Origin of the sequence: Microbacterium sp. NPDC058021 (assembly GCF_042885955.1) — a bacterium.
Taxonomy (GTDB): Bacteria; Actinomycetota; Actinomycetes; order Actinomycetales; family Microbacteriaceae; genus Microbacterium.
Window position 1 is genome coordinate 1 of sequence record NZ_JBHVRF010000002.1, and the last position, 14,718, is coordinate 14,718.

The following is a 14,718-nucleotide window of genomic DNA, read 5'->3' on the forward strand; positions in this document are numbered from 1 at the left end:
ATCCGCAGCGCCCGCTCACGCATCTCCGGCGAGTACTTCCTGTTCATCGTCTTCCATCCTTGCTTGAAGAACGGAACGAAACCCAGGCCGATTCAGACCGTCGGTCATCCCGCCGCTGTGGCATCGCCACTCCGAACTCGTCTGGGAGCTGTCCGCGCTGCACCTGCATTGGCTGTGCGCCTACGACGAGGAGCAGCACGGCTCCGCTCCCTTCGGCTGGCACCGCGACTTCGCCGAGGCCCGCGAACGTCTGCACCAATGGGTCGCTGCCTGCGGCTCGCGCCTCGACCGCGACAGGGCGACACGTCAGACCGCGTGGCCGGGCGAGGAGCCGGCGCCAGCGGTCGAAGACGCGATGATCGAGGACCGGGCAGCCGACTTCCGCAGATTCGTTGTCGAAGACATCGCACGCCGTCGCGCTGTCGAGGAAGCGTTCATGGCCGAAGCCGCCGCCTCGAATCATCACCCTTGATCGACTCGGGTGAAGTCTGCGAATCCTGCCCGCATGGCCGGGGTTGACCGTGCAAGTCTGCGGGCGGGTCATGCGATCGAAGTTCTCTCGTTGGCCGCTGCCTGTGCGAACCCCGCCTGCCTGGTCCAGTTCAGCGTCAGGCTCGCGCGCCGATGGACCGGTATCCGTACGGAGACCGACCGGCGTCCGCCGTCATCGCCACGGGACGGCACGAGCTTCACACGCCGTACGGCTCGGCATTTGGCGCGTTCTCGATGGGCTAGTCCCGACCCACACGACCTTCGCGACCATCCATACCCAGCCCTCGCAACAGGTCAAGCCCGTTTCAGTTGAGCTCACCAGCGGCGCGGGTTCCGCAAGCTCGCATCATCCTGACGCTCCGACGCGATTCGGGCGGTTGCACGAGTCGCAACGTCGTCGTAGAACCGGCGCACGGCCGAGCCGGGGTCGAACTGAAGGGCAAGCAGTTCGGCACCGGTCTTAAGCTCGACTTCCTCCGGGTCGTCCGTGCCGATGGATCGCGAATGGCTTGCGTATTCCGCAGCGCCATGCAGCCCCAAGATCACGTCACGCTCGAGGGAGCCAGGCAGCGCGGATGCGGCTTCAATGGCTTCAGCGACGAAGGTCGGGGCGCGTAGAACAAAGTCACGTGGAGCGCCGTCCAGAACAGACCGGACCAGCGCGACGCGATCCGGCTGCTGCGTTTGGATCAACGCAAGTAGTACGGCGAGTTGGTCATCCTCGTAACCGACGAACATCCTCTGGAGAACATCAAGGCCGTCGTGCCCTCGCCGGTGGGGAGCATCGAGGAGCCAGTCGACATGGCCTGCTATCAGTGTGGGCAGATCCGGGGTTGCTCGGAAACTGAACTGCATAGATTCGAGATACGGCAGCGCGTCGTAGTCGTCGCTCGCGTCCTTCTGCCGATCTATGCGACGTTGCAGGAAGGCCAGCGCCGCGTGTGGATCGATGGCAATCTGCTGCGTCATCAGTTCACCGAAGTCATACGCGTCGAGACTTGGCGTCTGCGTGAAGCGATCCAAGAAGCGTGCACGCTCTTCCCGCGATAGAGAGGTCCATGGAACCGTGGCGCTTCCGACGAGCACGGTCGCGGCGGCCTCGGCAACCGCGGGGTTCGTCTCGATCGGCGCAGCATCCAGGATTGCCAGGACCAGTTCGGGGTCGAGTTCCTCGCGCCATCGAGCGGCAGAGAGCAGCGTCGAGTAGACCGCGGGGTTCGACGTTGTCAGCAGAGCGCGCACGACGCCGTCCTGTGCGACGGTAAGCGGGCCCTTTGCACGCCCGACGGCTGACGCAACCATCGAAGCGGGCCGCTCGCCCTGGGCGATCTTCTCCGTGGCGATGGACATGAGGTCCGGATAGTCCGAAGCGAAACAAATGCCGATGGCCGCCTCGACGATGCAATCGTCCGCCGGCGTGGCGATAGTGCGCGGCGTGAGCGCGGCGCGGGTCAGCTCCGCGTTCGACAGGAACAAGAGCTCCAGCAGCTGGTGTGGTGGCGTGAAGCGGTCTCGTTCCCTCAGCGCGTCGTCTACCGCTGCGCGAAGTCGTGTCAGGATCTGCTCGGGCGAGAGGGTTGAGCTCCACCGACGGGCAAGATGCTGAATAGCCTCCCCGAGCTGCGCGGCCGAGCGGTGGAACCGGGCCACTGCGGGTGACTCGGCAGCATCGCTGCTTCCTTCGACGCTGACCTGCTCGTCTTCGAAGTCCTCATCCGTATGGAAGCCACCGCGCGTCACGCGTGCAAGCAGAAGCTCGTCATCTTTGGCCAAATCCTCTCGTGCCGCGCGAGCTGCTGAGCGACGCGCACCTTCCCCATACGTCGCGTGCCAGCCAAGCGCGCGGTAGGCCGCAAGCCGAATGCCGGCGGGGCGCGATTGATCCGACAGCACGGCACGCAGTCCGGCAACGATCGTCGTGAATTCCTCAGTCACATCATCGCTGCGGTTGTTCGAGAACAGTCCTTTCTTGAGCACCTCGGTGGCTGCATAGGCTGTGCCGTCGTCGCGCCCGAGTGCATCGATCGCGATCGTGATTGCGGTTGCCCTCACGTCGGAGACGACTTCCAGGTCTATGTCATGGCGGGCCAAGGACAGATTCCATCCGCGAGATTCGGTGACGATGACGTCGTGAACCATGACCTCTCCCAGGAGTGAGATCAGTTGAGGAGCATGCGCCTCAAGGGCTGGATCGGCGAGCAGGTCAGCGACTGTCTCAACGTAGATGCGATTGAATCGAATGGTGCGGCGGGGGTGAAACTGACCCAGCTCGCGGAGCAATCTCATTCCCTGTTCAGGATTCTGGTTTTCCGAACGCGTGTCTGGGCCACCGATTTCGAGAAGCCTCCGCATCGACCGCGGGAGATAGTCGGCGTTGCTTCCCGCATTTGCGATGAGGGGTGCGAGCGCGCGAGCGACTTCGGTCGCGGTGATGGCACGCGGAGGACCCCAAATGCCGCTCAAAGGGTCCTCCTCGTCGGGCCCAGGATTCGTCAGCAGTAGATCAGCCAGATCGAGCGCACGTCCTGGGTAGATGGCCGCGATCGGCGCGACACGCTTCGCCAGGGCGATGCGATCAGAGTTCGCAAGCGTAAGCGCATGCTCAGCCAACGCAGACCAGAGCGTGTCTGCCAGCTCAGATGGCCCCTGTGTGCGTCTCTGCCAATCGATCACGCTGACATTTCTAAGCGCATGCGAAAGCGCGAGACCTCGTGCCTGATTGGCGAGTCGAATTGCGAAGCGCTTGTCGAACCCCGACTTTGAGACAAGCGCCCGTTCCAAGACGGCGTCGCCCAGGAGGTCGGGGACAACCCGAACCGTCTGTCCCCTGCGCAGCACCAGACCCAGGTCATCGAGCTCATCGAGGATGTCGAGAGCCCTGGCGTCGTCGACACCGCTGACACCGGCGACCACGTCTAGGAACTCTGACTCGCCGAGATTCGCCGGCTGGATCGCTGCAACGGCCTCCAGAACGGCGATCCGAGCGTCCGCATCTGAGCCGCGGATCACGATGTCAGCGAATCGGGTGAGGATTTGCTGGCGCAGCTCGGTCTGCGTCACGAGGTCGGTGTCTGTCAGGTCTCCCTCCCGAATCAGATGCGCGCCAAGCACGATCATGAACGGGCAGTCGTACCCCACGTGCGCGAGGCCCTCCACCCGAGAGTCCGTCGCTGACTCTCCGAGTGCCTCGCGGGCGAGCGATTCGGCCGCGTCGATGGAAAGATCATCGAGAGTAACCGAAATCTTCGCGGCTTCGATATCCGAAAGTTCGAGTGCGGCATACAGCGGGCCGAGCGCGCGGGGTCGCGTTGACATCACCAAGCTTGCATCCGGTCGAACGCGTCGGATTCCGAGCTCCAATGCGCGTACGTCAAACTCGGGATCCGTCGCATCGTCAACTACCACGACAGGCGCACCCTCAGGTAGAGCCTCGTAACTCTCGGGCGCGATAGCACCGCGCGATGCAAACACCACGGTTCGGCCGACATCGCTCCGCGCGAAGGCGCGCAGGAGACGTGACTTCCCGATACCACCCCGACCGATCAGGATGACTCGTTTCTCCAGGGCTGCGCTGAGCTCCATCATTCGACTCAGCTCCGTGTCGCGACCGACCAGTTCGAAGTTGCGGTCAACACCCAAACGGCCAGCGAGGGCAGAGTCATACTCGTCAGGCGTCAGCCACGGGCTGGGCTCTCGAACTCCCAGGAACGGCTCGCGCAGCCCTCTGAAGTAGGTGTCGACGAGGGCAAGGGCGTCCGAACGCGAAAGTCCTCGGACGAGCGCGGACAGGTCTTCCCCATCCCACAGTTTCCAGCCCGGGTGCTTGTGGATCTCCTGTCGGGCGGCGGGGGTTGCAGTCTTCCGGCTCAACGCGACGATGCCGGATGTGATCCGCGCCTCACCTGTGACCTCGTCGATTGCCCCGCGGATATCCTCCGGACCGAACGTCTTGTGCCGCTTGCACTGCACACCGATTCGCTCGCCGTCGCCGTCGATGAAGACGTCCACGCCGAACTGCTTATGGCCGGTCGAGCCATTGCGTGTTGCGGTCCGGCCAGGATAGATCCGTGCACCGAGGTCGCGGGTGAATGCTTCGAACGCCTCATCGGAGAGGTTCTCAAAAGGAAGGGCCAGGACGAGGTTCTGAGTGGCGACGGCCGGGTCGTTCTGGTATTGGCCCGCGATCGTCACCTCATCGAGCGAGAGGCGGAGAACCGAACACAACGTGGGGAGCTGAGCCTGTCGAGGCCGCGAACGACCGCGCTCCCAGGCACTTACGGTCTGCTGCCCTACCCCCATGGCGCGGGCAAGCGCTGCTTGGTCTAGCCCCACGGCATCCCTTGCAACACGGATCAATGTGCCAAGAACGGAGGTCACGCGAAAAATGTACACGCAGTAAACACGTATGGAGCATAACCACACGTACTAAACACGTACGCTTCTCGAACGACACGCCTGCCAACACTGGCCAAGGGCGTCGATCCACGCACGATGGGCAGGGCTGCTCGGACTTTCGTAGCGGCAGCGGTGGGGTTATCGAGGCTTGGGGCGTGGCCAGCGAGGTCGTCGGCCTCGTCTCACTCCCGGGCAAGGTCCACCTCGTTCACCCGCGCGCTGAGGGATCGTCGGACTATGTGAACGGGTCGTAGTCCTCCTGGTCCGGCAGCGCGAGGATGTGCTGCAGCTCCGAGGCAGGGTCGAGTGCGTTGCCGGCGAGAACGAGCATCAGCTGCTCCAGCGGCCAGGCTACGAGCGCCGGTACCTCGCGGCGTAGATGCCGACGTCGGTGACCCCTGCGCCGCTCGTCGTCGGCGCTGCTATTCCCCTCGGTCGGTGACACCGCCTGAGAGCGCCGGCTTGGCGAATACCGAAGAGATCCGACGACGGTTGGTGTCAGTCGTTTTCGAGAGTGATCACCATGTCGCTGCCGCGGTCGGGGTGATATGACCATTCAATAGTGATCCCGTCCCACGACTCGCTCTGACGGCCATCCATCGACGTTGTCTGTCCGATATGAGACTCGACGCTCGCCGGCACGTCGAGGGCGTTCAGCACGCACGCCTGCTCGTCGTACGAGGCACCATCGAAGTCGTCTTTGCCCTTCACGTCGATGATGAGGGTGCGGTCCTCATCGCCGAGCTCCATGCCGTTGCTGCCGCATTTCCTGACGGCGGTCGCGAGCCGCTCGTCCGCGGCGGCGGCTTCAGCGGCCGCGTCGACCTCGGCCTGCGACTCCGCAGCGGCCGCCTGAACGGATCCAACAACGTTCGTCACCCCAAGCGCCCCGACGACCCCGACGAGCAGCCCGCCGAGCGCGGCGAGACTGATCCACAGCGGAGTCCTAGACGACGGCCGAGACTCCGACCCGTTGCTAGACAACTCGCCTTGCGGCGGTGTGTAGTTACCCATGTTGGTGAGCATAGGGCCACGCGGCCCGGACCGAGGGTCACGTAACGATGTAGCGGCGGTGGAGCGCCACCCGCCTCCCGCCTCCCGCTTCCCGCTTCCCGCCTCCCGTCTCCCGCCTCCCGCCTCCCGCCTCCCGCCTCCCGCCTCCCGAGGATGTGACGGGTACGCCGTTGCACGCACAACCAGCCGATCGTTGCTTCGAGCTGCAGTGCGCTGGACGACCGATCATCGTGCAGCTCCGTCTGGGAGCAGTGCCACCGTTCGCACCGCCGCGAACATTCGGGAGAGACGGCGTGGTCCGTCCGGCGCACCTGCGCAAGCAAACCGATCATCGGCGTGGGACGATCGGCCTGATGGACAACGAAGCCGACGACGCCGAATACCGGTTCCAGCTTGCTGCGAACGCTGCGAGAAACCTCGCGCGTCAGTGCCGCCTGCATGTCGTCCAGGTGATGGAAAAGATCTCTGACCGCATCGAGAGAGCGCCGGCTACTTCGGCGTGCGGAGAGGACATGGCGCGAGCGCGCGCGGGAGATCACGCAACCTTGTTCGGACAGCGCCTCATCCACCTTGAGGCACAGAACAACGCGCTGATCGATCACCTCTCCGGACTGGAGACATTACTGTCTAGTGATCCGATCCATCCGCTAGCGGCGGTGTCGGTGGTCCGGTCAGTTGCAGAGATCAGTGCGTCAGTCGCGTGGGAAGTTGCCGTCGATGTCAGTTCGGATCAGCGCGCCGCACGCTCGTGCGCGACCGCGTTTCGGTCGCTGCAGACCACCATCGATCAACTGGAGGAACCCGCCTCGTCAGAGGTGAGAAAGAAACGGGAGGACTTCGTCGCGTTTCTGAATAGGCAGGGCTATGGAGTCGTGAGGAGGGAGCGCGGCGGCGTCACATACGAGGAGGTCGCGCAGGTGAAGATCGGCCGCGAGTACGCAAAGACGAGGTTCCAGATCTCAGCGCGGGTATCGGAACAAATCCCGACGATCGGGTCGATGTATGGCGCTCTTTCCAGCCTCGTTCACGGTGACACGTCGTTCCTTTCCGCGACCTACAGCCATCCCGACATGGCTCCGCGTACCACGGGCAACGTGGCACATCGGTCGGTTGAAGCATGGTCCAACGCGATACACCGCTGGACAGGTGCGACGAGTCCGCGCTTCGTCAACGACCGCGACCTCCTCGCTTTGCGGACGTCAATGCGACCGAGCAGCCCACGCGCGGCGACTTGAGAAGGCGCAGGAAACTGAACGTTGACAGACCGGATAACGGGCAGTGATTACTGTTGCGTACGCGAGGTCACGCCCTCTCGACGACAGCGGCGCCTTCACTCCCGACGGGTGGGACGCTGACGGTGGCTATTCGTTCATGCTGAAGGTGTTCAACAAGCACCCCAAGGCGAACCTCACGTCAGTGGGCATCGAGGACCCGTATACCCGCATCGCCCGTATGCGGACCGGCGGATTCAAGCGGTCATCGCAACAGGACCGATTTGATGATCTCATTCGGGGTTTGGAACTCGAGCCGTTTGCGGGGTCGGTCGTTGAGCTCGTGGGCGACGGCGTCGAGCTGGCCTTCGGTGAACCCGTCGAGGTCGGTGCCTTTCGGGAAGTACTGCCGGAGCAGCCCGTTCGTGTTCTCGTTGATGCCGCGTTGCCAGGGTGAGTGCGGGTCGCAGAAGAACACCTCGATGCCGGTATCGATACGAACCTTCTCCCAGTCGCGCATCTCCGGACCCTGATCCCAAGTCAGTGCGCCGCGCAGCTGCACCGGGAGCTGCTGGATCTTGCGGGTCAGTGCGGGAGCGACCTGGTCGGGCTTGTAGCCGTCGGGGAGGTGAACGAGCATCGTGAAGTTCGAATGCCGTTCCACGAGCGTGCCAATCGCCGACAAGTTCCCCGCGCCGATGATCAGGTCGCCTTCCCAACTTCCCGGGACGGCACGATCACTCGCCGTCGGCGGCCGCTCCGAGATGTTGACCATGTTCGGAATCCGGTTTTTGCGCTGCCCGACCTTCCGACTGGGATGGCGCAGCCCTCTCCCGGTGCGCAGATAGCGGGTCAGCTCCTGCTTCAACGCGCCCCGCGACTGCACGTAGAGCGACTGGTAGATCGTCTCCACGCTCACCTGCATCTCCGGATCATCGGGGAACTCTCGCCTCAGCCGGCCAGCGATCTGCTCCGGCGATCGACGCTTAGCCAGGTCCTGCTCCACTCTCGCACGCAGCCGCAGGTTGCTCGCCAGCTTCGCCGGCTTCGGCCGGCACGCCCGCCCCATCGCCGTCATCTGCGCCATCGACGCCCGATATCGGCCACGCACGGCGTTTCGGGACAGTTCCCGAGACACCGTCGACGGCGCGTCCTAGTCGCCTCGCGATCGCCCGCACCGACTCGCCCCTCGCGACGCCGACCGCGATCTCTTCCCGATCGGCGAACGACAGATACCGGCCCTGCAGGTCCCGTCCGCGTCGCGGCCGGACGCCGCCGGCAGCGACCAGCATCCGTTTCGCCGTCGTGCGGTTCACCCCGATCCGGTCGCCGACCTCACTCGCGAACAGCCCGGCCTGGAAACCGTCCCACGCCTGCTGCACGGCATCGAGCCGGAACCTCAACGCCAACTCCGCCACAACACTCTCCATTCAGTAAGTGTTGCGACCACCGCAAGAACCCAAGGATCGGCTTTCGTACACGGCGTCGGGTTGCCAGAACCCTCCGCACTCGTTGCGTTGGAACGTCATCTGCCCAATCAGATCTACTTCGACGTCGCGGTCTCCAAGTCCGCCATCCCCGTGATGGGCTCGCCGCGCACAAGCGCGTCCCACTGGCCAAGTTCGATCGAATCGACCCAATTCGATCCGTTGCGGGGCAGGTTGTCCTCGAATTGTCGTGTTGACAATGTGCCGCGAATCCAGAGCTCAATCGACGTAGCGAGCCACAGCATCGTTCGGTATGTGCGGTGCGGGCTGGACTCGTCATCCATCATGACGACCTCGCAGACGAACTTCGCGACGACAAGCTCACGCTTGCTCAAATGCGCGGCGAATGCATTGAGTTCCTGCTCGTACCGAGAGTGGGCGCCCTCGACACGATCCTCATCGCTTTCGAACGCATGGCGTCCAATGTCGTTGAGCGCGCGAATGAGCCTGATCGCTTGGGTGTTTCGCGCGTCCCTGCGGCCCGCTTTGCGTTCCCTGGACGCCAGCCAGACGGCTATGCCGGCGCTGACGAGGATCGCTGCCACTGGCACGAAGATCGATGACCACCAGTCGGGTGGCTGCTGGACAACGGCCGCGATGTCTTTGGGTTGCATGTTCCGCACTCTATCTGCGAGTGCCGCCCCGCCTTCGGGCATCGGAAGCGCCGAGCCCCCACATGCAGATCACGCAGATCACGGCGAGCTGGCACCTGGCAATCGTGATCAGCCCGCACCCGAAGAAGGGGGATGGGTGATGGCATTCGATGCCTACGCGTTCCCTGTCGCAATCTCGCGGTTCACCTAAAGGAGACCTCGCGTGAATCGCAAAACCATGCGGTCGATGAAGTGGCTAGTCGATCAGCCCGGTCGCTCGGTTGTGGTGGTCACGCCCCACAAGCGGTTCTACGGTGACGGAGCCTGAAGCGGGTGGTGGCGCAGCCCGGAGTGCTGCATCTCAACTGACGGGGGCTCTCGACTGGTTCGCTCTCGGGACGTCGGGTGCTCTGTTCCTGGCCGGATCGCCAGCACCTCAACGATCTCTGGGATGTCGACGCGGATGCGCTCGTGGTTATCGGGTGGAACGAGGGCGAGACTGCTGAGTGGATCGAGGGCGCGAACTCCGTGCAACTCCTGCGGGGCGAGACAGTACCTGCGGCCTGGGTGCCAGCGATGCAGAGGTTCGCGCCCGACGCGGGACGGGAGCCTTTCCGGCGTTGAGAGGCACCCCGCGAGTCCACGCCCTGCCGATGCGCTCGGGGTTGACCGCAACGAGCCCCCGCGGATCGTGTACTGCTTCACCCGATAGCTGTTCGCCGACTGTCGAGCGGCAGTGACGGCTAGTCGTGTCCAGCATCCACATCGTCGAATGGGTCTCGTCCCGAGGGCGGTAGTTCCGCCTCCAGGCGGCCCGACAACGACTCGCGATCGATGTCCTGGTCCGGTTCCCAATCGCTCTCCTCGATCGACCGGTCGATGGATTCTTGCGCGGCCTCCAGCTCAACGCGCCACCGACCATCTTCGGAAAATAGACGCAGGTATGCGTCGACTGTTTGGCGTGCCCGGTAGTAGCGATTATGCGCGGATATGTCATCCTCATACCCTTCGGTCGACCGGTCGATCTCTTCATTTAGGGCAGACAACGACTCTTGCTCGACACGCTCGATCAGAGCCTCGCGCTCCTCATCGCTAAACAGCGAGACGATCGGAGCTTCCAGCCAGTCGGAGTCAAAGTCATCGATGGCCATGGTTGCGATCTTGGATACAGCCTTTGCGCGAATTGCTTCGGGTAGCGCACCCGCCTCCGCAAGGCGACCGAGCACCTTCGGCTGCCAGTACACGCCCATGTAGGAGCCGAACAGAAGCAAGTCTTCGAGATGTGAATCGTTTGCTCGCGACCACACCTTTAGGAAGTCGTCAGAGCACCGGTACTGGAGGAAGAAGGGCAGCCAGCTGCCGGGCGAGGACGTCGGCTCGACACCAGCCAATGGCGATCTCGCAACTACCTCGGAGAACAGGGACGGCGGGATCCTAACCATCGTGCCTTCCTGGCTACCGCCGCAGTCGATCTGGCGGTGCAACTCCTCGTCGGTAAGCCCATGAAGGAGAATCCGTACCAAATTCGGATCGTCGGCGATGTGCGCTGCGAAGGCCTCACGAATGGTTGGGTGTCGGAACGCCCAGTAACTCGAGCCGTCAGGATCGATTGACACAGCCAGAAATGTGCCCTTGTGCGCCTGCATTGCCGGGATGACCTTGTTCTTCTCTGCTCCCAACAAGTCGAGGGCATCCGACTCGCGAGCGGTGAACACGACCGGCGCCTCCAGCTTGTCGCCGGCCATGTATACGCACGCCATTGCGCCGACGGAGTTCGAATCCAACTGGTTCAGGACGTCACGCAGAAAGTCAATGGGATTCTCTACGAAGCGCCTCAGCCGGTTGCCGCCATGGAGCGAGGCAGAATCTGTGAACGCGCGAAGACCTAGACGCCTGGCGACCTCGGGTTGGAAGCGCGAACTGGAGGCCACCTCGGCAAGATAGGGCTTCCACGAACGAAGCACCGACGCGGGTTGGTCGCCAGCCTTGAGGTGGTTGTAGAGAATCTGCTCCTTCTCGTCGGTCGTGAGACGAGCGACATCCACCACGACCGCCTGCTCCCGCAGTAGGGGGTACGCGTACTCCTTGAGGTGTGGCCGCGCGCTCCGATAGATGTAATCTCGGCTGGTCAGAATTACCTTGGCACCATTCGAAATAGCCGTCATTACCTGGTCCATCCGGCGTGCCCACTCGTCGGTAAGCCGCTCGTCGTGTCGGATGGCGCCGAACGCGTCGTCGACCCAGAACAATTGATCGGGCTCTTCTGGATTCCACGCCGCTAGGAGTTCAGCAGCCGAGTCCACACGACGCACGCCCGCTCCCCACTCATCAAGTGCGGCCATTGAGAGGGTTGCCGCAATCGTCGATTTCCCGACGGCGGGTGCGCCGAGCAGAAGCACGAACCCATGGGAGGCGATCGCGTCGGCCGCACGCTTGTAAACAGCCGTAGGGACGAAAGTGGCAAGGTCTTCGCCAAGCCGAGACATTAACGCGGACGCTTGCTGCAACCGCCTGTCGTCCAGTATCTGACCCAGGTCGCCGAGCCCGTATACCCGAGGAACGTAGCGTCGCAGGTCTGCTCGCCGGCTGATCTGCTGCGCGATCCACTCGCCATCGAGCACCAGTCCGTGGTCGACCCCCACCTTCTTCAACGCGGCGAGTAACCAACTCTCAGTCTTGCCGGATACCCGCAGGTTCGTCACGAGAATGTATGAATCACAGAGTCCGGCCACGTTGAGGCGCTTGACCTTCGCCAGTTCGCTCTCCAGCGTCGATGGCGTTAGCGTCCCCTGCGCTTTCACGCTGAACTTGCACTGTGCGACGGTCGCACGTGAGTCAGAGATCGCGGCGGGGATCAAGTTCGAATCCGCCTCTGATATCGACTTCCATGCGCCGAAGAACGCACCGTCGCGCCCGCCGTCGTTACTGTCAGCAAAAGTATGAAACGTCTGACCGAGCACGGTCTGGAGGATTACGGCGGTCAGATCCTGGAATGCTCTCCAGCCGAGCCTGTGCAAGTCGTACGTTATCGGCGAAACCACGCTTCACCATATTGGGCAGCGAGCGTCGGTGGCCATTCCACGCCCGGCTGTCGCGATTCCGAGGACCGCATGATCCTCGCCTTGGCCAGCTCGCCGGAGCGCGTATGCGGACTCAGCGGATCTCCTTGGACCGCTGTGCTATTTGGTGGCAGCCATCCGAACTGATCAGCCGCGAGGGTACGACCATGGCCCAACGCCCGTACAAGGATCGTCAGGTCATTCGCGGTCGGTGGCTGCGCTATGCGCCTTCCCCCTTGAGCTGCCATGATCGACCCGTGGATATCGCGGCTCTCATCATCTCTGGCCTGGCGGCCGTGATTGCCGGCCTCGGAACGCTCATGTCCAACAAGCGCTCCAAGGAAGCGCTGCAACAGTCCCGCAAGGCGGTGACGACTTCGCTTTGGTCTGCTGCCCAGGAAGCTGTACAGCGCCTCATCGGGTTCGACCCGACGATGGAGCCGGTTGGCGAACGCCTCGCGAACCTGCGCATCGCGACTATTGACCTCGCCGACGAGTACACGGACTGGGACGGCCTGGACGTTTGGCTCGAGGCTGAGCGCGTTCTCGGGGCGACCCTGGGGCGGCAGGTCATGGATGCTGCTGAGCCGGGTGTCACGGTTGAGCAGCGGCTTGAGCGTCTCGACCCACTGATGACATGGGCACAAGCCCTCAGCCAGAATCTCCGCCTGTTCCGAGCCAAGGGGTATGACGGACCTGCGCTACTCAAGCTGCGCGCGCACGCCGAAGAGCTCACCAAGGACATCCATGAGCGCCACGGGTGGCAATTGCCGCGGACGTCGAATCCTCGGCTCAAGACTCTCGACTAGAGCGTGGGTGTACCAATTCCCTGCACGAGGATGCTGTCACAAGTCCTTTGGCCGGCGCACGCGAAGTCCCGCTATCGGGCACCGCCCGCATGCAGCGCGGTAGATCACGGCGTGCTTGTCGTAGCGGGTGGCCAGCCCTCGCCACTGCTCTATGTGGCAGTAGCGGCGTTCGATGCCGTTCGGATTCTTGTAGTCGACGGCGTCAATTTGGACAGGCCGGCCCCCGCGTGATCCACTCGGCCATCTGAAGAAGCAGGTCGGACAACGTCGACTCGCCGCTTCCGTGTGCGTGACGTCGAGAGCGGCCACGAGGTCAGAGCGGGATGTCTGGCGATCGCTCTGCGTGATCCGACGTGAGCCACTGGAAGACGGCGAGAGATGACGTCGGCGAGGGAGCACTGTGGCGCAGGTAGCGGGTGCTCGCTACTTCGAGAGCGCGGCGGCGCGGCTCGGTGTACACGTCGAGTGGGAGGAGCCCTGCGCGGAAGCGCGTCCGCGAGATTTCGGCGACGCGCGCCCGGAGTTCGAGTTCGTGATCAGCGAAGTAGGCGTCCGCCATGGCCAGAACCTCGCGGACCGCGCGCCGGTCTTCTGATTGCCGCTGCATGGCGCACACCAGCTCGGGTGGCGTCGGCGCGTCCTCTTCACGGATCCGGGCAATCTCCTCCCGGCTGCGCTTGCGAGCGAAGAACGCGTCCGCCGCGGCGGCGTTGTGTCGCCGCTCCGCAGCGAGCACCCGGTGAAGGCGCCTGTCTGGCAGCCCGGCGCGCGCGCGACGACGCGACAAGCGCCGGGCTTCGTTCTCGCGCTGCCGGTAGGACTGCAGTTGGGAAGGGCTGGGCGACCAGCCGGACACACGGCCGGCGTCGCGTGCCCGGGCGACGGCACGACGCCGAGCCTCGTTCGCCTTCTGCGGGTCCGCGGCCTCTCGCGCGCGCCGACGCTCGGCGATCGCGTCACGATTCCGGTGGTAGTAATCGCGTTGAGCCTGCTTGTACGCCTCCGCGTGCTTCTGCTTGTATCGCTCCCGTGCCTGCTGCCGCTCTTCCGGATGCTCCTTGGCCCATGCCTTCGCCCGCTCAATCGACTTCTGTCGACGTTCCTTCTCCACTCGCTCGCGTTGCGCGTGCCGACGATGCCGCTCGCGGTTCGTCTTCCGGATGTGCTCACGGTTCCGCTCGCGATAGTCGGCGTAGTACGTCGGGTGAGCGTCGTTCCAGGCCTGCCGCTGTGCGGCCTGCCGTGCGGCGCGGTCGTCGTCGTTAAGTGCCTGGTCACTCATCGTGACCCACAGAAAGCTCGCCGTTGAGCTCGGCGAGCGCGGTGAACAGCTCTTCGCGCGTCGCGGTCGGGTCGATGATCGCTCGCGCGATGAGAGCCCGCATCCTCTCCGACTCGGTTTCAGACACGTCTCCGAGTCGGGCGAGACACCACTCGATGTCCTCGGCGAGACGGTACGTGGGGTCATCTCGCTGGATGCCTGGGTAGTAGAGGAACGCGAGCACCGCTACGTGTTGAAGGACGGCGTCGGCGTGGTCTCGATCGGTCATGACATCAAGGTGCGCGGATCGCTCCCTCCGGGCTCTCTGCGACTGCGTCGCCGGCACATGCTCGGTGCCGGGGAATCCGTCAACGCCGCAGCGGTCACGCCTCCTTCG

General features: G+C 63.8%; 8 protein-coding genes and 3 pseudogenes. 3 read left to right on the plus strand and 8 right to left on the minus strand.

Translation table 11 applies throughout. The annotated features are described in order from the left end of the window. Window positions 1–100 precede the first annotated feature (100 nt). Window positions 101–472: pseudogene (locus ACFVR6_RS03355) on the plus strand (hypothetical protein); the annotation flags it as partial. 335 nt (window positions 473–807) lie between these two features. On the opposite strand, the gene ACFVR6_RS03360 reads toward ACFVR6_RS03355, so the two are convergent. Together ACFVR6_RS03360 and ACFVR6_RS03365 are read right to left on the minus strand one after the other, a co-directional pair. Beyond that, window positions 808–4,869 carry a helix-turn-helix domain-containing protein gene (locus ACFVR6_RS03360; RefSeq protein ID WP_386958845.1) on the minus strand — a complete coding sequence of 1,354 codons (4,062 nt, stop codon included), beginning with the start codon at window positions 4,867–4,869 and terminating at the stop codon, window positions 808–810. A gap of 516 nt (window positions 4,870–5,385) precedes the next feature. Further along, complete coding sequence (locus ACFVR6_RS03365; protein ID WP_386958847.1) at window positions 5,386–5,913, minus strand: hypothetical protein; 528 nt, start codon at window positions 5,911–5,913, stop codon at window positions 5,386–5,388. A 341-nt stretch (window positions 5,914–6,254) separates the two neighbouring features. Between ACFVR6_RS03365 and ACFVR6_RS03370 the strand changes: the two genes are divergently transcribed. Further along, a complete protein-coding gene (locus ACFVR6_RS03370; protein ID WP_386958849.1) occupies window positions 6,255–7,136 on the plus strand; it encodes a hypothetical protein in 882 nt (293 codons plus the stop codon). 241 nt (window positions 7,137–7,377) lie between these two features. Here the strand turns inward: ACFVR6_RS03370 and ACFVR6_RS03375 are convergent. From ACFVR6_RS03375 to ACFVR6_RS03385, 3 genes and pseudogenes are all read right to left on the minus strand, one after another. Continuing rightward, window positions 7,378–8,404 (minus strand): annotated as a pseudogene (locus tag ACFVR6_RS03375) (IS30 family transposase). Between the two features lie 251 nt (window positions 8,405–8,655). Beyond that, the gene (locus ACFVR6_RS03380; RefSeq protein ID WP_386958851.1) at window positions 8,656–9,213 is read right to left on the minus strand and encodes a hypothetical protein; all 558 of its coding nucleotides are present in this window, start codon (window positions 9,211–9,213) and stop codon (window positions 8,656–8,658) included. A 722-nt stretch (window positions 9,214–9,935) separates the two neighbouring features. Further along, entirely contained in the window at window positions 9,936–12,152 is a 2,217-nt protein-coding gene (locus ACFVR6_RS03385) for an nSTAND3 domain-containing NTPase (protein ID WP_386958853.1), read from the minus strand. A gap of 266 nt (window positions 12,153–12,418) precedes the next feature. Between ACFVR6_RS03385 and ACFVR6_RS03390 the strand changes: the two genes are divergently transcribed. After that, on the plus strand, window positions 12,419–13,060 hold the full coding sequence (locus tag ACFVR6_RS03390) for a hypothetical protein (protein ID WP_386958855.1): 642 nt from the start codon (window positions 12,419–12,421) through the stop codon (window positions 13,058–13,060). A gap of 36 nt (window positions 13,061–13,096) precedes the next feature. Here the strand turns inward: ACFVR6_RS03390 and ACFVR6_RS03395 are convergent. The 3 genes and pseudogenes from ACFVR6_RS03395 to ACFVR6_RS03405 form a co-directional block, all read right to left on the minus strand. Next, a pseudogene (locus ACFVR6_RS03395) lies at window positions 13,097–13,294 on the minus strand (IS5/IS1182 family transposase); the annotation flags it as partial. 79 nt (window positions 13,295–13,373) lie between these two features. Continuing rightward, the gene (locus ACFVR6_RS03400; RefSeq protein ID WP_386958857.1) at window positions 13,374–14,342 is read right to left on the minus strand and encodes a hypothetical protein; all 969 of its coding nucleotides are present in this window, start codon (window positions 14,340–14,342) and stop codon (window positions 13,374–13,376) included. Beyond that, window positions 14,335–14,610 (minus strand): hypothetical protein, encoded by a 276-nt coding sequence (locus ACFVR6_RS03405; RefSeq protein ID WP_386958859.1) that lies wholly within the window; start codon window positions 14,608–14,610, stop codon window positions 14,335–14,337. Before ACFVR6_RS03405 ends, ACFVR6_RS03400 begins: the two co-directional genes overlap by 8 nt. Window positions 14,611–14,718: the final 108 nt, after the last annotated feature.

Coding starts and splice junctions, on each gene's coding strand:
- ACFVR6_RS03365 (WP_386958847.1), bottom strand. CDS start 5,913: ATGCTCACCAACATGGGTAACTACACACCGCCGCAAGGCGAGTTGTCT.
- ACFVR6_RS03370 (WP_386958849.1), top strand. CDS start 6,255: ATGGACAACGAAGCCGACGACGCCGAATACCGGTTCCAGCTTGCTGCG.
- ACFVR6_RS03380 (WP_386958851.1), bottom strand. CDS start 9,213: ATGCAACCCAAAGACATCGCGGCCGTTGTCCAGCAGCCACCCGACTGG.
- ACFVR6_RS03390 (WP_386958855.1), top strand. CDS start 12,419: ATGGCCCAACGCCCGTACAAGGATCGTCAGGTCATTCGCGGTCGGTGG.
- ACFVR6_RS03400 (WP_386958857.1), bottom strand. CDS start 14,342: ATGAGTGACCAGGCACTTAACGACGACGACCGCGCCGCACGGCAGGCC.
- ACFVR6_RS03405 (WP_386958859.1), bottom strand. CDS start 14,610: ATGACCGATCGAGACCACGCCGACGCCGTCCTTCAACACGTAGCGGTG.